The 16,320-nt window shown below is 48.4% G+C and carries 21 protein-coding genes; 3 read left to right on the forward strand and 18 right to left on the reverse strand.

All coding sequences use genetic code 11. The features are described from left to right. Positions 1-2 precede the first annotated feature (2 nt). From LOZ80_RS15165 to LOZ80_RS15180, 4 genes are read right to left on the reverse strand one after another with little or no spacing between them, the layout of a single operon-like run. Entirely contained in the window at positions 3-1,766 is a 1,764-nt protein-coding gene (locus LOZ80_RS15165) for a DNA polymerase (protein ID WP_238172180.1), read from the reverse strand. Next, positions 1,766-4,528: a hypothetical protein gene (locus tag LOZ80_RS15170; protein ID WP_238172181.1), complete on the reverse strand. Its 2,763-nt coding sequence runs from the start codon at positions 4,526-4,528 to the stop codon at positions 1,766-1,768. Before LOZ80_RS15170 ends, LOZ80_RS15165 begins: the two co-directional genes overlap by 1 nt. A gap of 50 nt (positions 4,529-4,578) precedes the next feature. Beyond that, positions 4,579-4,794 (reverse strand): hypothetical protein, encoded by a 216-nt coding sequence (locus LOZ80_RS15175; protein WP_238172182.1) that lies wholly within the window; start codon positions 4,792-4,794, stop codon positions 4,579-4,581. After that, positions 4,779-5,078 (reverse strand): hypothetical protein, encoded by a 300-nt coding sequence (locus LOZ80_RS15180; RefSeq protein WP_238172183.1) that lies wholly within the window; start codon positions 5,076-5,078, stop codon positions 4,779-4,781. Before LOZ80_RS15180 ends, LOZ80_RS15175 begins: the two co-directional genes overlap by 16 nt. Here LOZ80_RS15180 and LOZ80_RS39175 point away from each other — a divergent pair. After that, positions 5,077-5,202, forward strand: coding sequence for a hypothetical protein (locus LOZ80_RS39175; RefSeq protein WP_283214764.1), 126 nt, complete (start codon positions 5,077-5,079; stop codon positions 5,200-5,202). The two genes, LOZ80_RS15180 and LOZ80_RS39175, sit on opposite strands and share 2 nt — an antisense overlap. A gap of 100 nt (positions 5,203-5,302) precedes the next feature. Here LOZ80_RS39175 and LOZ80_RS15185 read toward each other — a convergent pair whose 3' ends face one another. The 6 genes from LOZ80_RS15185 to LOZ80_RS15210 all read right to left on the reverse strand — a co-directional run bounded on the left by LOZ80_RS15185 (position 5,303) and on the right by LOZ80_RS15210 (position 8,484). Then, positions 5,303-5,512 (reverse strand): hypothetical protein, encoded by a 210-nt coding sequence (locus tag LOZ80_RS15185; protein ID WP_238172184.1) that lies wholly within the window; start codon positions 5,510-5,512, stop codon positions 5,303-5,305. A 13-nt stretch (positions 5,513-5,525) separates the two neighbouring features. Further along, a complete protein-coding gene (locus LOZ80_RS15190) occupies positions 5,526-5,759 on the reverse strand; it encodes a hypothetical protein (RefSeq protein WP_238172185.1) in 234 nt (77 codons plus the stop codon). A gap of 45 nt (positions 5,760-5,804) precedes the next feature. Further along, positions 5,805-6,632 carry a hypothetical protein gene (locus LOZ80_RS15195; protein WP_238172186.1) on the reverse strand — a complete coding sequence of 276 codons (828 nt, stop codon included), beginning with the start codon at positions 6,630-6,632 and terminating at the stop codon, positions 5,805-5,807. Positions 6,633-6,877: 245 nt separating this feature from the next. Then, positions 6,878-7,318, reverse strand: coding sequence for a hypothetical protein (locus LOZ80_RS15200; RefSeq protein ID WP_238172187.1), 441 nt, complete (start codon positions 7,316-7,318; stop codon positions 6,878-6,880). A 122-nt stretch (positions 7,319-7,440) separates the two neighbouring features. Then, the gene (locus LOZ80_RS15205; protein ID WP_238172188.1) at positions 7,441-7,602 is read right to left on the reverse strand and encodes a hypothetical protein; all 162 of its coding nucleotides are present in this window, start codon (positions 7,600-7,602) and stop codon (positions 7,441-7,443) included. 240 nt (positions 7,603-7,842) lie between these two features. After that, the gene (locus LOZ80_RS15210; RefSeq protein WP_238172189.1) at positions 7,843-8,484 is read right to left on the reverse strand and encodes a sigma-70 RNA polymerase sigma factor region 4 domain-containing protein; all 642 of its coding nucleotides are present in this window, start codon (positions 8,482-8,484) and stop codon (positions 7,843-7,845) included. Positions 8,485-8,648: 164 nt separating this feature from the next. Between LOZ80_RS15210 and LOZ80_RS15215 the strand changes: the two genes are divergently transcribed. After that, the gene (locus LOZ80_RS15215; RefSeq protein WP_238172190.1) at positions 8,649-8,879 is read left to right on the forward strand and encodes a helix-turn-helix transcriptional regulator; all 231 of its coding nucleotides are present in this window, start codon (positions 8,649-8,651) and stop codon (positions 8,877-8,879) included. Positions 8,880-9,086: 207 nt separating this feature from the next. Here the strand turns inward: LOZ80_RS15215 and LOZ80_RS39510 are convergent, their stop codons facing one another. From LOZ80_RS39510 to LOZ80_RS15245, 7 genes are all read right to left on the reverse strand, one after another. Next, complete coding sequence (locus tag LOZ80_RS39510; RefSeq protein ID WP_443147033.1) at positions 9,087-9,479, reverse strand: LytTR family transcriptional regulator DNA-binding domain-containing protein; 393 nt, start codon at positions 9,477-9,479, stop codon at positions 9,087-9,089. 129 nt (positions 9,480-9,608) lie between these two features. Further along, positions 9,609-10,130, reverse strand: coding sequence for an accessory gene regulator B family protein (locus LOZ80_RS15220; protein WP_238172993.1), 522 nt, complete (start codon positions 10,128-10,130; stop codon positions 9,609-9,611). Positions 10,131-10,135: 5 nt separating this feature from the next. Further along, a complete protein-coding gene (locus LOZ80_RS15225) occupies positions 10,136-10,801 on the reverse strand; it encodes a hypothetical protein (protein WP_238172191.1) in 666 nt (221 codons plus the stop codon). 19 nt (positions 10,802-10,820) lie between these two features. Then, entirely contained in the window at positions 10,821-11,807 is a 987-nt protein-coding gene (locus LOZ80_RS15230; protein ID WP_238172192.1) for a toprim domain-containing protein, read from the reverse strand. Between the two features lie 23 nt (positions 11,808-11,830). Continuing rightward, positions 11,831-12,172: a hypothetical protein gene (locus tag LOZ80_RS15235; protein WP_238172193.1), complete on the reverse strand. Its 342-nt coding sequence runs from the start codon at positions 12,170-12,172 to the stop codon at positions 11,831-11,833. A 119-nt stretch (positions 12,173-12,291) separates the two neighbouring features. Continuing rightward, positions 12,292-13,644, reverse strand: a complete 1,353-nt coding sequence (locus tag LOZ80_RS15240) for a DnaB-like helicase C-terminal domain-containing protein (protein ID WP_238172194.1) — start codon at positions 13,642-13,644, stop codon at positions 12,292-12,294. 372 nt (positions 13,645-14,016) lie between these two features. After that, complete coding sequence (locus LOZ80_RS15245; protein WP_238172195.1) at positions 14,017-14,805, reverse strand: P-loop NTPase family protein; 789 nt, start codon at positions 14,803-14,805, stop codon at positions 14,017-14,019. Between the two features lie 154 nt (positions 14,806-14,959). Between LOZ80_RS15245 and LOZ80_RS15250 the strand changes: the two genes are divergently transcribed. Next, positions 14,960-15,397, forward strand: coding sequence for a helix-turn-helix domain-containing protein (locus LOZ80_RS15250; protein ID WP_238172196.1), 438 nt, complete (start codon positions 14,960-14,962; stop codon positions 15,395-15,397). Positions 15,398-15,403: 6 nt separating this feature from the next. On the opposite strand, the gene LOZ80_RS15255 is transcribed toward LOZ80_RS15250, so the two are convergent. Continuing rightward, positions 15,404-15,667 (reverse strand): hypothetical protein, encoded by a 264-nt coding sequence (locus tag LOZ80_RS15255; RefSeq protein ID WP_238172197.1) that lies wholly within the window; start codon positions 15,665-15,667, stop codon positions 15,404-15,406. Positions 15,668-16,320: the final 653 nt, after the last annotated feature.

Genomic DNA, 16,320 nt, shown 5'->3' on the forward strand with positions numbered 1-16,320 from the left:
CGCTATCCCTCCGTTTCGAATTCGCATAATATATCGATCGGCCTACCGTTGTACCCTGCGCTGCTATAACGCCCCGTCGCCGTACCGCCCGCCTTCATATCGCTGTGTAACCGTCCATCACCTTCGAGCGCCTGCGGTATCTTCGTAACGTACGTATTCAGCAATTTCTCGTATGCCGCCACGGTCGCCAGCGGTTCGAGCGCCGGCTCTTCCTCGTAATAAACGTCGAGCACATCGGCCGCCGTCGACCGCGTATTACCGCGCTTAAATCGTCCCGTTACGTCTTCGATACCGAGTACGTCGTAAATGAGATACGCGAGGTGGTTACCGTTAGTAATCGTAAATTCCGTTATCGTAAGCGGCGCGTTAGCTTCGATCGGTTCCGTTAATACTTCCGCTTCAAGTTGCGTTAATTTTTCGACAGCCTCCGTATAACGTTTCAGCTTCGTTTTGCCGGCAGCCTCACATTCCGCAATAATGGCGCGCTGTTTGGCGATGGCTTCCGTATGCTTGGCGATTTTCCTACGCTGCTTATCAATCCATTCCGCGACTGCTTTCGCGTTAATGTGGCGGTCCATCTTCCGGACAAACTCGTCATTGATTCCGTACGATTTAACAACGTCGGCACGTGCCTTATCAAGCAGCGGCGTAAACTCGTCCTCTAACGCTTTGAGTCCGTCAATATCGATTTCAAATCCGCATCGCGTCATAAATACGTCGGTTTCCGGCAGCTTCGAGTCAATCTGCGCGTAACATTCGAGTAGGCGGCCAGGTGCGTTCGCCATCGCCTCATACTGCCATTCGAACAGTTTCCATCCGTATAAAACGTCCTTAATCGCGTAAATGCCGACGATTTCAGTATTGAACGGGGCTGGCGAGCGATTTCCGAACATATCCTCGAATGTGTATACGGTGCCATTGATACCGAACATCGGTCCGTACTTCGCGACTAATGGTTTCAAACCGTATGCCGCCTCATGCTCGTTTAGATGGCGCATCGCATCTAACGTATCCCAAACGCAACCGCCGATTTCATAGCCGTCCTTATACGCAACGTGGAGATCATAACGCGATGAACCCATATGGAACGTTTTACCGTGATTCGGCCGCATCAGATACGGTGAGATTGCCGCGATTACTTTGGAACGCGTCAACTGCGGATCGCCGTCTTTGAACGCGTATGGAACGTCGAATCCGCTAACGTGTCCGTACGGTAGATAATAGCCTTCGTCTAAAAGCGGCAGCCAAACGCTGAATCCGATCGATAAGTCGATATATGTATCAACGCCGGTTCCCTCGAAGTCGCCCGCAGTCATCGTATCAACGCTTAGGATGCGGAAGCGATCCGGCCACTCCGTCATTTGGCAGCGGCATTCTTCGCGCAAACGTTCAACGAACGCGGGGAGCTCGCCGTCATCCGTTAGAATGTGGTAATTTGCGGGCTTTGACGCTAATACTTCGCGGATACGTTCTTCGCGGAGCCCCTCCGCCTGTTGGCGCAAGAGAAGGGAACCCGCTGATAGAACGTCACCTTTCGTCCATTTACCGCTATCAGAACGGACATTGCCTATTTGCCCGTTCCTATGCGCTTGTTTTGCTGCGTTAAACTGTGCGCGTTCTTTATCCGATAATGACATCGCGCCTATTCGGTCGAACGCTTCGGCGGCCGTTTCGGGTACTGCTGCGGCCTTCTTGGCGGCTGCTTGCTTGACGGCATCGACCGTTGGTTTAACGGATGCTGCTAACGCCAGCTTCGGTGTCTGCATTACTTCGCCGCGTTGAATAGCGATTCGACTGGCGCGATGAGTTCGACCGTTGCATAGCGTGTGTCTCCGTCTTTATGACGAACTTCAGGAGAATTCGTCCCGTCTGGATTCACGACGGTTGTAATTTCGCCGATTTCCATACTGCTACTTAACGTATCTAGAACACGTACTAAGTCGCCCACCTTAAACTCGCCTACCTTGCGTCCGATCGCGGCCCATTTGGCTTCTAGCGCAGCCTGTTGCGCTTTTCCTTCCGCTGCCTTGCGTTCTTGCTCCGCTTCGGCTGGCGTTAGTTTAACGAGCTCACTTGGCATGAACCACTCGCCGCCGTAAATCTCTTTTCCGTCAGCATGCGTGCATTTAAACGGTAGACCGGAGTTATCATCGCGGATGATTTTAACGATGTCACCGATATTCGCACCGTGACCGCGTTCATTTCCGACTACTCGCGCAAAGTCGCCGACGGAGAACTCCGTCTTAGCATCGGCAGGATTTGTCACGTTAACAAGTTGTTCCGGCGTCGCATAGCCACCTCCGCTTGATTTACCGATCTCGCGGATTCTAAAGGCGCCTGATTTACTATGTCGCGGATTCAAGTCGTGGATTACGTAAGTTTCACCGTTGTTAAACCCGCATAGCGGCCAATCGCCACCGCCACTCGTAAGTTTAACGATATCACCGACGGAGAATTGCGCTTTAGCTGCTTTACGTTGAGCTTCCGAAACCTCCGCCTCAGTGGCGCGGATAACATTACGCTGCTCAGCGAATCCAGTCGTTCCTTTAACGCTTTTCAGATGATACGGTCGCAGGTGGCCGACGCGGTATTCGATTACTTCCGCTATCGAACCGATGTCATAACCGGTTAGGCACGCGCTGCCATCTTTATTGAGAACCTTCGCATACTCGCCGACTTTCAAACGCGTACCTTCCGGTTTCTTGACGTCTGCTGCGCGTTCGATAACGTCGAATTGCTTTTCGCCGATCCAATCGGATGCATTCTCAGCGTATCTCCATGCCTTACCTCTCCCATATCCGTCGCAACTTTGTTTACGTTCTGTTAACGTTAGAATTCTACCTGAGCTTTTGCCGCGCACCTTATCGCCAGGCTGCGGTTCGTATTTAGCTGCGGTCGACTCGAGTACGACGTATTCACTCAGGTAAGCGTAGGCATCCTCGCCTTTTTGCGTTGTAAACTCCGCACCGCCACTACTTGTTACGCGATTTACCGTAACCACATCACCGTTCGAGTATCGACCGGAAGTAAATCGCGCTTCAACAATACGAATACGCTCACCTACGTTGGCTTTACGTTTGACCTCCGTATACTGCGGTTGAGTAATGATTTCATATTCACTCTGCGCGATTGGGCGATCATGTTCCGCTACGTAAACACGGCCGTCTCTGCGTACGGATTTAACTACGAATTCGTCGCCGTCTGCGTATTTCCCCTCTGTACCAAACGCTCCAGTAATGCGGATGCGGTCACCAACGTTTGCCTTAATGTCCGATGTGGAAGTAGGTTCGGCTGCCGGTTGCGCTTCTACTTTCGGGACGAGAACGAGATATTCGGAAGAAATCGTAACCGAACCGTTAATTTCCGGATCGCTCCATGCGTCAACTTTTACGTCATATCCGATCGTGCCATTGCCGTATCTTCCGCCAGATGCCGCAGCTTTGACAATTAAAACCGTATCTCCTTCCGCAGCCTTACGCTTCTCCAACGTATACTCCGTGTCACCGATCGTAACGGTATCGGTCGGAACGAGTACGTTATAACGTTCCGGGAGCATAACAGTATCTCGTCCACGCTTCTCTCCGTAAATCATATCGCTTCCGCATAGTCCGCTCACCTTCGTTACGTCGCCGTTATTGTATTCGAAATAGCCTTGCGTTAAAATGATCGTCTCCCCAACGTCAGCCTTCCGCGTTTCCTTAACGTACACTTTGCCGTCGTGGATGACGTAAGATGACGGGAGTGTGTTCGGTTGAGGCGTAGGTGTGGGAACAACCGGTTCGAGTACCGCGAAATTGCTCGAATTGCCATGCCCGTTGAAACGACGTCGGTCTTTAGCGGAATCTTTAAACCATAGAACGTCATCCTCAATGTACAATTTCGTAACGTATCCGATTTGGTAATCATCGCAATTATGATCCGGCTTAATCGCGACAATCAGATCGCCCTCGACCGCAGCCCGTGCCACTTTACGATACTGCGCACCTTCATACGTAATGATATCCGATTCCGTTAACGCTTCAAGTACGCGGTAATCTACCGAAGATACCGTTTGTGTAATAACGTCACCTCGTTCGCAAATTCCTTCAGCTTCAATATCACCGTCTGAACTGCTTACGTACTTAACATTCACAACAACGGGTACGTTTAAGAAGTAGTGAGTCGGAGACCCAACTCGCGAAACTAAGATAGCTAGATCACCTACGTTAGCCTGGCGCGCCACCTTGCGATACTTCACGCCTTCGTGAACGATTACGTCTTCAGCGGGTTCTTGCGTAGTTTCGATGCGCTTGAATACGGTAAATTCTCCAGCCGGAGTGATCGGGTCGCCGTCCTCATCGATAATTGATGCATCGCCGTCGGAATCCGTAATGACTTCGTAAAATGCCCCTTGCGGTAAGAACGAGAAGCCGTCCTTATCCATGCGGACGATATCGCCAACAACCGCATCCTCGTAGGATTTCGCGTAGTTTACACCGTTGTAAGAGATTTGCTCGGATACCGCTGTTACACCGTTTAATTTCGCCATTAATAAATTGCTCCTTTAGCGGTCGATGCCGCGTATATTTTTATTCAGCGTTACTCTACGTCACATTGCGCCGTAATCGTGCCTTCCGCGTCGTATACCCGTTCAAACGCGTAATCTTTGGCGCATTCTTCGCCGTGTACGAAGCCGCCTCCGTCATCTAAACGCTTTACTTCCGTTCCTACGTAAATCTCGCGCCCACACCATGCGCAGTGTGCGACGGTGATCGGCTCGGCGGGTTCCTCAAAGCGATCTAATCCGCGGGACATACATAACTTCCCCGATTCATTTCGATGGGCAACTCAAACCACCGTTCAGCCGCCCGCGCCTCCGTAGCCCAGTACTCGCCAAGCCCGCGGTTTTCGAACATGTAGACGCGCGGCTTCTCACCTTCCGCTCCCATGACGCCAATAATGTAATCAGCTTCGGATAGCGTATAAGGCTCGCCATTCCCTTTCTTCGCGTAGACTACGAGGTCGCCGCCGCGGTCTATACGTTGGCGGATCGTTTTAATCTGCGCCGTATACCACGTTTGGTTGGCGGGATCTCGCATGACGACGTCGAACGATTCGTCCGTTTCCGGCTTCGCGACGATGAATCCGTTCGCTAATAACGCGGTTCTTGCGATTAATTCCGAGTGCTTGCCGACTGCTTCCGTTATATGTGCGATTTGTTAGCGCCCCCTTTCACACTCGCCGGCCGCGATTAATACGCGAACTGGCGGTTTATTGCCGTTACCTCCTGCGGATGCTGATACCGGACGTTCTAATAATGCGTTCATTTTACGCCAACCTCCGATTCATTTACGCCGACCATTACGAACGCAATTATCAACGCTGCTGCTACCAGGAACGCGAATCCAAACGGAATGCTTCCGCCTGCAAATCCAACGATGGCCGTGACGCCCAGCGCAAGAATCGCGAGAAATCCGATAACGAGCAACGCTATAATTGCGATAAATAATGTGATGCCGAGTTTCTCACGCATACAAGCACGCTCCTTAACCGTTTACTAGTTGATCGATACGCGACGCAATGCCCGCGTTTTGAGCACGCTGCTTAATCGCTGCCTGGCGCAACTCTTCGATGACAAGGAGCTCATCCGTTAACGTTGAAATCTCCGCGCTAAGTTTTTCGTTATGCTGCGCTAACTTACGTTGCGTTGCGGTAAATTTTGTGATTACACGCTCACTTGCGCGTTGTAGACGGTTAATACGACCAGTAAATTTGGACATGTTTTTATCCGCTCCCTTTTCGTTTAATTAACGCGATCACCGCGGTTAAAAGTTAAGATTTGGCGCAGGCGCATTCGGATCGATCGGCTTAATTGATTCACCGTCAGCTTCCGGCTGTTTCGGTGCGCTTGCGGCAGCCGCTGCTGTATCGCCACCATACGTTAAGCCCAAGCGACCGATATCAAAGCCCGCGATGACGAGGTTCTTAATCTGCTCCGCTTCGTCCGCTACGTACAGGCACGTTTCGAGCGATTCCATATCGAACGGAGCCGCGCCAAGTTTCGCGTAATTCTCGCGCTGCTTATCCGTCAGATCCTCGTCCATATCGATAATCGGAGATAACGCAACGACTGCGTTTGTAGACTCGCCGGACTTCGAAAGTTCGAACGCTATTTTGCCGAGTTTATTGGCGTACTTCTGGATGACGGCCTTAATCGTTTTCTCTTGTTTCGGCGAGAAGTCGATAACGATATCCTTGCCAGTATCGAGATCGAAGAATGCGCGTAGGAATTTCGGCTTGCCACGGTACAGATACGCCTCGTCAGTCAGCGGCTTAACGTCTGCATCACTGGCGCCACCTTCTTTGGCCGCGTTCGCTTCTCCGTAAAGCAGTTCGGCTGCGCGATCCCATACAGTCGGATTAGCGGTGATAAACCCTTTCGCGTTGCGATCAGCGGGATTCTTCGGCACGAACGTGTTCACTTTTTTGTAGATCGAGTAACCGTAATATTCCGCTACGTCCTCAATCGATTTGATGCCGACTTTGTATGACGTGCCAGTCTTAAGCGATACAATCGGACTTTCCTTTGCGGCACCATCGTTAGCCGTTGCGGAATTTAAAGCATCGTTACCCTTTTTCGTGAATAAACTCATTCGATCACGTTCCTTTTCGTTTAATTACGTCATTAAGCGTCGACGCTACGCCGGACTTACTCTTGCGTCCGCTATCGGATATTAACGCCTTACTGACCGCGTTAACGGCTGCGGTCCGGTCAAATGCCTTCCGCGTTTCGCTCGGTAATATCCGATAGCCGACGCAAGAACCGTTTGACTCTCGCGGCCTTATACTACGTTAATGTACGGTCGATTGAATGTCGTACACTTTCGCGAAAACTTTTTTACACGTAAGCAGCGATTCCTTTTGCCAGCGTTGTTTTCTCGCGGCGCACATCGAATATCTCCGCGTTAATCATATTGATTTCTCCGTCGATTTCCGCGATACGGGCGTCCATTTGGCTCGCAACGTTAATACTCGCGGTCTTCAATCTGCGCAAACTGCACTCGGCGCGTTCGACGGTCAATTCTGCTTTCCGCAATTCCAGGCGTTTTAATTCGCGTGTTTCCTTACGTTGGGCTGCGCGCAATATACCGGTCAATGCTTTCGCAACACTTTCGCGTACTGATACTGGCGAATCCTCCCGTGGATACATCGTAATCACAGTATCTTCATGTAACGCGACAACGAAGGCTGTCCGCTTATAAGCGAATAGGCGCGCGCTGTTGCCGTCCTCCCCGATCACATTGGCGTCAATTAGCGATGACTTACGTAATAAGTCCATGACGTGCATTGGCGCTTTCGACCGGTCAACTCCGAAATACTCGACTGCGCGTTCTAAAGCGTGCGGCGTTACAAATATCTTACCGGTAAAATGCGTACCGGTACGCGGGTCTAACATTAGCGTCATGCGATCACCGCGCCTTTCAGAGACATACGCGGCAAGTAGTCGGCGAGATCTTCGTAGTCGCGACAGCTTCCGTTATATTGGAGAAAGGCGTTATCCTTAGTGGATGGGCGGCGTTTAGCGGGCGATTTATGTGTTTTGCGTATATTTGCGTTAATCATTACGTTATCCTCCGTATCTTTGCGTAAACTTAATGTAAGCATGACCGAATAAACGTTGACAATCGCGACTTTTTTAAGTAAAATCGTAATTGTAAACGAACTTGTTGACATAATTTACAAGTATAAAATAGCGTCAAGTTGTATATAATGTTACTGACAGCTTTGCGCAATATGTTATAATTAGAATTAAGAAGCGGTAATCCGACGTAATGCTTAAACGCCGGACTGCGGTTTTTCTTATTAGACTGCTAAGTAATCCTCAATATCCCCGAAACGATTGGCGTCGAATTGGCGAGAAAGCGAGCGTAACTTGCGGTCAACAGTATTGCGTTGAAGACCGAGCGCTTTGGCGAGCGCATTGACAGTCTTATAACGCGGAAACTCTTTGATGATTACTGTCATCGCTGAGTCATTTTGAACTTTAGTCGGTTCGAGAATGGAGTCGAGGAGCGAAAGCTTTTCGGCTTCTTTCTTTGTGTGCATTCGTTCATATACGTGATCTTCAACTCGGTATCCGTTATCAATGCGATCGAGTTCAGATATTGGCGTATCTTCTTCGTCGCTTTTACGTTCGATAATCGATTGTTCACGCTTCAGTCTGCGTAAACTTGTCCGCTGTAGATTCGATCTGGCGCGGTTGATCCAGCGAGCCAGGTAATTGGCGAAATCTCCTAGACTGCTGTCCCATTTATCGATCGCCTTCATAAGCGCATCATCATAAAGGGCAAACATCGTACTCTGATCGGTGCATGTTCGTTTGGCGTCCCCATACACACTTCGCGACCACTTAGGCTCGTACTCGTCGTATATAGCGCGGAAACTATCTTCTGTTGGTCTCAACTTGTACGAGATTACCAAGCTATTTAATTGTTCTTTTGTCACTCAACAATCACCTTCGTTTCTTATTTTTCGCTTACACTCTACTTATGTACAGTAGTTAGAATGTCATACAACTTTTCGCGAATTATTTTTGGAACTTCTTTCTAAAGCGCATCTCTGGTATTATTACTTAGTAACATACGCCCAAAATACGGAGGCAAGCGTCAGTGGACCGCAAAGTCACTATCGGACGCTGCCGTATTCCGGAATTCCTTAACGCGCGAGGATGGGATCAGAAGTATCTCGCAGAGCGTACGGGAATTAGCGAAAGCACTATTTCCTCATACTGTACGAATACCCGTAAGAAAATGCCGTTAGTTACAGCGGTAATAATTGCGGACTCTCTTGGCGTTGAGGCCCGCGATTTATACGAAGGGCTTCAGGTTAAGGAGGAATAGGCGGCGTGTGAGCGTTCGGTTAAATCCGGACCCTCACCGTTGATCGATCCACGATTGTGGATTATCACTTACTGCGCCGCCCTTTCCGCATACCCTTCGCTTGTAAAACATCTTACCTTCTACTAAAGTTTACCATGTTTTCCACCTTGTTGGAATGCATGTGTTTGGGGGTAAACACTGCTATTGACAGTCAAACACTTATATGCATTACCCTTTTACTATAAGTACATTCGGGAACAATTTCCGCAGAACTCGCACTTTAATACCCGCGATCTCCCCGCGTATACTCGAATTTGCGAAAACTACCTCCGGCTTGAACATCGAATCTACCACTTTATCCACGTTTTCCATGTTGATCAAATTCGAATTATCAGCGCGCCAGAATCCGAAGCTGTCTAGCATTTCCTCTAAGACGCTCAGTGCTCCGTTAAGGTTGAAAATATAATCTCCGCCAATTGCTCGCACTCTAAGTCGGCGGTCATTCTTCGATATTTCAATAGCATCAATAAGGATAATCTGACCTAGGGGTATTTTTTCGTGAGTTTTGATTATCTTTCCGTCAACTATTCTGCTACATGATAGCGTTATTTTGTTCTGCATAGTTGGGTTCTCACTTTTTCAGGAAGTTTTTTGGTGCGTCGATATCGCCGATACCGCCTTTCGCTACGATAAAGAATATGAACGCAATAGTAAACGATGCAACGGACATAAATTTAGCTAGGTTTTTCATCAGTTATCCACCTCCCTTCGCGGAATCAAGAGCAACGCTTGTGTCGCGAATCCCAGCGTAACGATCCCGGAATCAAATACGAAGCCTGATGCCGTTATTACGATCGCTACCGTTTTGAACACCGCTTTCGCACGCTTACTGCTCGTCCAAAACGTATTGCGCAAGTTTGTCGGCGCGAGCAATATCACGATTACTAACGCGGCCGCGTTTATCCACGAAATCGCCACAGGACTTATGGAAATAAACGGAATTATCGCGTAGATAGTTGCAGTAATGACGGCGCATAAATCGAGCGATTTCAAATGGAATCCACCGCTCACCATTCGGAGCGCCATGAACGCTTGGCCGGCGATTAATGTTTCCGCCAACTTACCGGTAATGAGTCCCGCCAATACCGTCAGCATCGCGATAGATATGAAGTTGATTGATACCGCATATTGTGTGACGAGTGATTCGCGGCTGCGCTTTTCGTCAGTATTCCACTTTAACGTAAAATCCGCGAAATTATGCGATAACTTCATCGTAATCAATGGCGACCGTACTCCTTCCGGCTTGAAATGTATAATAGCAGCGCCAGCGAAACGGCGAGCAGCGGTATGATAATGAGGATATGCGTTTGATAATTGAGTATCCAATACATAAACGTTGCGACGGCGACCGACCCGAGTATATTCGCGAATAAGTCTAACTTAGATCTCCGCTGAGTTCCGTATTCATCATGTGGCGGGATGTCAACGTACGTGAAGCCGAGTCCGAATCGGTAAAGGACGAATGCGACCGCGTAGCACACAAGTTCCGTTGCTATCTGGATTATGTACGTTCCGAGTCCGTTAATTGCTTCCGCATCATCCATTGTTACGATACCTGACGCAAGTAGCGTAGGATATACAATAAACTGGATCAATAAGAACGTAACGTAGCCGATCGCAGTTAACGAAAAGGCATAATCTGTACTAACACGTATGATGAAGCGTAATGCGACTATGTAAAGTACGAATTGAATCGCGGTATCGAATTCCGCTAAGCCGAGGACGGTGCGGTTAATGAACGATACAAGCGAGATGACAACGGCTATTACGATTAGCTTGTTGAAACTACGCCAAAACGGCCAACGGAAAATTTTATATATGAGTACTAATGTCGCGAGCGAGTCTAAGGTGCCGAAAAACACATTTAATAACGAATCCGCCATCGGCCTGCACCATCTTCTTCTATAATAATTTCGGAATTTTACTCCGCACTTCTCGCGCGCCCTCTACGTATTCCCTAACCGCGGTGAGCCCGCTATTTGCCGCTAACTCATTCGGATCTTTCCAACGCTTCGGGTAGCCGGCGACTTTAACCGTTAATTTACCGCGGAATGCCTCGATAATTTGGCGCTTCAGCTTTTGGCCCGCCGCGTCATGGTCCGCCATAATAACGAGCTCCTCGATAGGCGAACGCAGTATGATATCGCGCTTCGTTTCATTAAACGCGCTGCCGCCCGTTGCGACTCCGAATATGCCGGCCGCTGCGAGTGTCTGCGCATCAACTTCCGCTTCCACGAGTGCCGCACGTTTTATTCGACGCTCATACGCGATATGGATTCCATAGACACACTCACGTATAGGGCGCGCGCCTTTCTCGTACCAGAACACTTTTGAATCAACGCGTCGGTACTTTACGTTTGCGAGCGTTCCGTCCGGATTGTACCAAGGCATGGTGACCGCGTGGCGCTTCCTATCGTAGCCTACTCCGTATAAAACCTGAATCTCATCCGGGATCATACGCGATTCAAGGTACGGATGGCGGAATTGGTACGCGTCGAGTATACGCTTATCTAGCGGCCGGCGGCGCTCGGCTATCGTTAGGTTCGGCACTTCTAACTCGTAATCCTCCGCGTACGGATCGGCGAGCTCGGAAGCGTACTCCGCGAGTAAATATTCCGCGGTCGAATACTCATCCTCTCCGCGTAAGAATGCGAGCAACTTTACGAAGCCGCCGCGTTCGCCCGATCCGCTGTCCTGCCAGTAGCCAGCCTTCGCGGTTAGCGTGTCCTCGAGGTAAACGTAGAAGGACGGTGTCTTATCGTATCGGAACGGACTTACAGCGAGCAACTTGTCCGCCTGCCATATCGCGCGAGTCCAATCATATTCGCGGAGTTCACGTTCGATGTCGACGGAGACTCGGCGTCCGTTTAGCGTTAGTGTGGCGGACAAGTGCGGTCACCTCCGTATTCCTATCATATTACTTCTTTTGGATGGACTCCTTCATTGTTTATAATGAAGTAATCTTCAGGATTGAACTTATCCATTGACTCAGTGCTGTTTATAAATTCATAAAACTTAATTGCTGATAGACTGATTTCTGGAAGCAATTCGTCATTAACATCTTTCAACGCTGTAAATAGAAGTTCGCGAGCAAAGACTGTTTTCTTCAATCCAAAAACTTTCGCAAAAGCCTCTAATAATCTGCCATCGCCGTAGTCTAACGAGATAGTGAATTTATCCTGAGGTTGATTAGAGATTGCTGCTTCTTTAACAAGTGCTTTGATATATGATTTTGTGTTGTTATTGCTTTCCATGATCTTTTACCTCCGAAATTGTTATTTACATCATGTGGAAATCTTATCACCAAAGACCCAAGTTGTAAATAACATTTTTACGTTACTTAAAATAACGTAATTTCGTTGTATATTAATATTCAAAAATTACTCACAAATTGCGCAGCCGCCTCCGTACCTTTCGGTAACTCCCGCAAAACGCCGTAATCCATCAGCGCCAGCAAGTCGATCGCGAATCCCTCGCCACCATTACGGCCCTTTTCAACGCCGATTCTTCCGTTACCATCTACAGCATCGAACGCGAATAAGTTCGTCGCGATTTCTAATACAGCCTTCGTCGTTTTCACTTGATCGCGCCTCGGCAGCTTTAATTCGCGCCTCCCCTCGTCGTCCGCATCGGACTTTTCCGTTGATGACGCTTGTATCGCGAATATGCCGACGACGTCGTTCGCTCCGATAATCTGTTCGAATTTGCGCGCAGCTTGTTCGGCCGCACCACCCGCCGTCTTATTCACGTTAGAACCGTAGATATCGCTGAGTCCGTAAAAAGGATCGATTACACATACGTCAATTTCCGGATTTTGCTGGAGCTCGCGGTCTAAGTCCGCCAGTGTTCGCGTTAGATCACGGTCGCCCTTCGCTTGAAGATATAGCGCGCCAGGATAATATTCGTTGAGCGCGTCAACAACGCTAAGAAAATACGTTTCTATTTCACCGTCAAGCTGACCGCTGAGTATCGCCTTATTGGGGATACCGACTTTCTGCGCTAGTTCATCGTGGTCGAGCGCACCTTCGCGAGCCGTTATTATAGAGAGTAAACGCGATAACCACAGATACGCTTTGAGCTCGTAAGACTTAACGAGAACCTTCGCCCCTTGGCGCAGCAGCTCGTCGACCAAACACGCGATAAGATACGACTTGCCTCGGCCAGACTCCGCCATGACTCCGTAAATGTCACCGGAATAGAGGCCGCCAATTTCCGCGTTCAGCGATTCGAACGGCGTTTTCCACAGTTTGAACGAGCGGCCGTCTTTGCGCTTCTCGTACTCCGCGCGGAACTCATGACGGAGCGTATCGAGTGTTTTGAAGTTCAACACACGGACCTGTGTTCCCATTGTAATACGATCGGATACCTCACGCAAGTAATTTCCGAAGTCCTCAGCGGATTTTTCCGTAAACTTTTGCGATATCTCACCGGACTCGAACCATTCCGCGAATAACCGCTTGCCGGACGCGTCTTTCAGCCGTTTCGCGAGGAATTCGTATGAGTCCGTCACGGCCGGAATATACGTGAAACCGTCGATCTCGCCGACAAGAGTCGCGTATGAGGGCGCTTGTCCTTTATTCGCATCCGCGTGTTGTAGTACGAAACGGACCCCGCGTTTTTCAACGTCCGTTGCGAAATCCGATTCGGTTATTGAGTAACGAATGAGCGCGCCTATATCGTTATCGTCGACGATTTTCGATATTAACTGTTCGCCATAATTTGCCATGCGTGCTTTACACCTCCGATTATATATTGGGCGTGTCCATTACGTAAAACTCAGAAAACTGTCAAAAACGGTGATTTTTCATTTTAAGGAAATCTTGTATACACGCGTATACATGTATACAAAACGTATACTTTTTATCAGAATATCTCTAGCTTCGTTTACATCAAGCCATAGCTTGAGAACATACGTTATTAGAGACAATCTGTAAACACGAGTTAACTCATCTTTATAAGTCATCGATGTATACAAAAACTGGTCTCTACCTCCCATAAAGTAAACAAAAACGCACTCACCGCATACTTTCTGTATACAAACGCTAGTTATGGATTCGTCGGAGGTATACTGCCTAAACTCTTATTTTCTCCGTTTTGCTCACTTTCTCATTCCCCTATTACTCGTCCCCTGGAACGATATCTCCACGCACATATCACGCACTCGATCAGCCAGGCGCGCGTCATACAACCGCATAAGTTCCGCCATCGGTAGATTCGACGTATAAATAGTCGGAAGCCCGTCCGTAGTCCTTGCGTTAATTATTACGTGTAGATCTGCGCGAAAAGCTTCGCTGGCATCACGCACACCTACGTCATCCATAACGAGAAAGGGTACGCGTGCACTGATAATCTGCTTCTCGTAGTAACGTGCGGCGGCAGGCGCTGCTACGTCTTCAGGTACGCGCGGTCTATTGAACGCGTTGAAATCCGTCTGCCACTCGTTCACATCGAGAAAATATGCGGGCCTGTCTGACGCTTGCCTATTGCGCCTGAGAGATCCAATGTAATTAACGATGAGATATTCGTTAAGGAGAGCGGCAGCCGTCGTCGTCTTACCGGTGCCTGGTTCCGCGGAATATAGATACAACGATTTGATGCGTTTGGCGCCGTCATCAAATTGTCGAGTAAATGTTTCCGCATAAGAACCGATGAATGTTCCGAGTGCCATCGCGTCGCTGCCTATACGAACGATGGAATCACGACTCGGCGCATTCTTGAGCGTTAGCAACCGGTAATCTGACGGAAGGTTAGCCGCTGCTGCGCGCCCTCCCTTGCCGGAGAAACCGTGATTAGCTACGTAAGGACCGCATTGCGCGCTACATTTGTCCGTATTGGCGTACGTACATTGTTCGCGTAGAATGCATTTACTAGCGTGGTTATGGGACAACGTTTGATCACCATCCTTTGGCGCTATTTATTATTAACTCATGCATTTACTATAAGCCAAGCGTTTTGGTATAATTTATTAAATACTAATTCTACACCTAAATTTTCCTACGTTGGCTTTTAAAATCAACTAATTCTAAGGAGGTAAAGTTAAGATGATTAGTTCTTCTCAGCTAAACTCTATAGAATGGGTCTCTAAAGAAAAAGTGCGATTAAAACAAATAATAAGGGATAATAAAAGAGACGGTTTATTTCTACTGAGAGTACAAGTATGCCTACTTTGGTTAATGAAGTTTAAGCAGACGGATATTACAGAAATAACCTCTCTATCAAAGGTTACAGTCAATAAGTACATCTCAGATTATAAAATAGATACATCATTTAAAGAGAAGAAACATTTAAAATCTGGGCGGCCTTCATTTTTATCTAAAAAACAAACAGCATTACTAATAAAGAACTTGAATGATATTAGTTTTCTCGCGACACATTACAACTTAGATATGATAGGCGCTTGGGTAATGCGAGAGTTTAATGTTTCTTATTCGGAAAAAGGGTTACAAAAACTGTTACTTAGACTGGGAATAGATATATAAATACTTTTACAACCACGCAGCCACTTCGCCCGCACTCGGACCGCTTACCTCCGCAGCCGCACGCCTTTCTCGCGCCTCTTTCTCCGCAAGAATCCTCGGCAACAACCGACTTGCCACGTACGATAATACGAAGCCGGCCGTTAGCTGCGGATAGTCACGTGTCGGCTTATACTCGCGGAATGCCTCGTCAAATACCTCGCGCAGAACTTCTCCGCCGTACTGCGTTAAATTACGTTTGATCACCGCCTGCTCAAACGACCAATTCCTCATTGGTACATATTGCTCGACACTGTAGAGCTCGCGATTTTGGTCGGCGAAATATGCAGAGACTGTGCGGACGTTCCACTTATCGTGCGGAAGATTACGCCAGTCGGACGTGTTAACTTTCGGTGGCTTCGGTTGTTTCGGCGCTGCTTGTTTACGTGGCATATCGCTCACCTCCTCTGCACACTTATACGATACGATATTAGTAAAGTTTAGGGAAACCGCAAAAACAGCCAAATCCGCTGATTACGCTTTTATTGGTGAACCCTTCTGCATACCCTTATTAATACCCTAATTAGTACCATCAAGGTACTTTATTTACTCTACTTATCCGTAGGTCTATTTAGTATTTTATATCAGAAAAGCATCTCAAAAGTACATCCAGACGTTAACTCTCTTATTCAAGCTAAATCGTAATCTTACGTTAATTCTCGCATAACTTGCTGTCACAATGCTATAGACGCGATGTGCGGATTTAGCACAAGTCTAGTTCGCGCACAAGTCTACGCGCAAACATTCGATCGGAGAATGCGGCAGTCCCTACGCACTGTCCACCGTCCCACCTATTTACGTCATTGCGCGCCCTTTGGTATACGTCCGAAAGTACCTCTCGTAACCGGTCGACTTCCGCTTCAGCGTCTACAGCCCGTTTAATTGCG

Origin of the sequence: Paenibacillus sp. HWE-109 (assembly GCF_022163125.1) — a bacterium.
Lineage (GTDB): Bacteria > Bacillota > Bacilli > Paenibacillales > NBRC-103111 > Paenibacillus_E.

Bases quoted from the DNA above. Each gene is read 5' to 3' on its own strand.
- LOZ80_RS15250 (WP_238172196.1), top strand. From the start codon at position 14,960: ATGATTAGTTCTTCTCAGCTAAACTCTATAGAATGGGTCTCTAAAGAA.
- LOZ80_RS15240 (WP_238172194.1), bottom strand. From the start codon at position 13,644: ATGGCAAATTATGGCGAACAGTTAATATCGAAAATCGTCGACGATAAC.
- LOZ80_RS39510 (WP_443147033.1), bottom strand. From the start codon at position 9,479: ATGCAGAACAAAATAACGCTATCATGTAGCAGAATAGTTGACGGAAAG.
- LOZ80_RS15255 (WP_238172197.1), bottom strand. From the start codon at position 15,667: ATGAGGAATTGGTCGTTTGAGCAGGCGGTGATCAAACGTAATTTAACG.
- LOZ80_RS15235 (WP_238172193.1), bottom strand. From the start codon at position 12,172: ATGGAAAGCAATAACAACACAAAATCATATATCAAAGCACTTGTTAAA.
- LOZ80_RS15170 (WP_238172181.1), bottom strand. From the start codon at position 4,528: ATGGCGAAATTAAACGGTGTAACAGCGGTATCCGAGCAAATCTCTTAC.
- LOZ80_RS15165 (WP_238172180.1), bottom strand. From the start codon at position 1,766: ATGCAGACACCGAAGCTGGCGTTAGCAGCATCCGTTAAACCAACGGTC.
- LOZ80_RS39175 (WP_283214764.1), top strand. From the start codon at position 5,077: ATGACGACGTCGAACGATTCGTCCGTTTCCGGCTTCGCGACGATGAAT.
- LOZ80_RS15225 (WP_238172191.1), bottom strand. From the start codon at position 10,801: ATGGCGGATTCGTTATTAAATGTGTTTTTCGGCACCTTAGACTCGCTC.
- LOZ80_RS15195 (WP_238172186.1), bottom strand. From the start codon at position 6,632: ATGAGTTTATTCACGAAAAAGGGTAACGATGCTTTAAATTCCGCAACG.
- LOZ80_RS15175 (WP_238172182.1), bottom strand. From the start codon at position 4,794: ATGTCCCGCGGATTAGATCGCTTTGAGGAACCCGCCGAGCCGATCACC.
- LOZ80_RS15190 (WP_238172185.1), bottom strand. From the start codon at position 5,759: ATGTCCAAATTTACTGGTCGTATTAACCGTCTACAACGCGCAAGTGAG.
- LOZ80_RS15200 (WP_238172187.1), bottom strand. From the start codon at position 7,318: ATGGACTTATTACGTAAGTCATCGCTAATTGACGCCAATGTGATCGGG.
- LOZ80_RS15180 (WP_238172183.1), bottom strand. From the start codon at position 5,078: ATGCGAGATCCCGCCAACCAAACGTGGTATACGGCGCAGATTAAAACG.
- LOZ80_RS15185 (WP_238172184.1), bottom strand. From the start codon at position 5,512: ATGCGTGAGAAACTCGGCATCACATTATTTATCGCAATTATAGCGTTG.
- LOZ80_RS15220 (WP_238172993.1), bottom strand. From the start codon at position 10,130: ATGAAGTTATCGCATAATTTCGCGGATTTTACGTTAAAGTGGAATACT.
- LOZ80_RS15205 (WP_238172188.1), bottom strand. From the start codon at position 7,602: ATGATTAACGCAAATATACGCAAAACACATAAATCGCCCGCTAAACGC.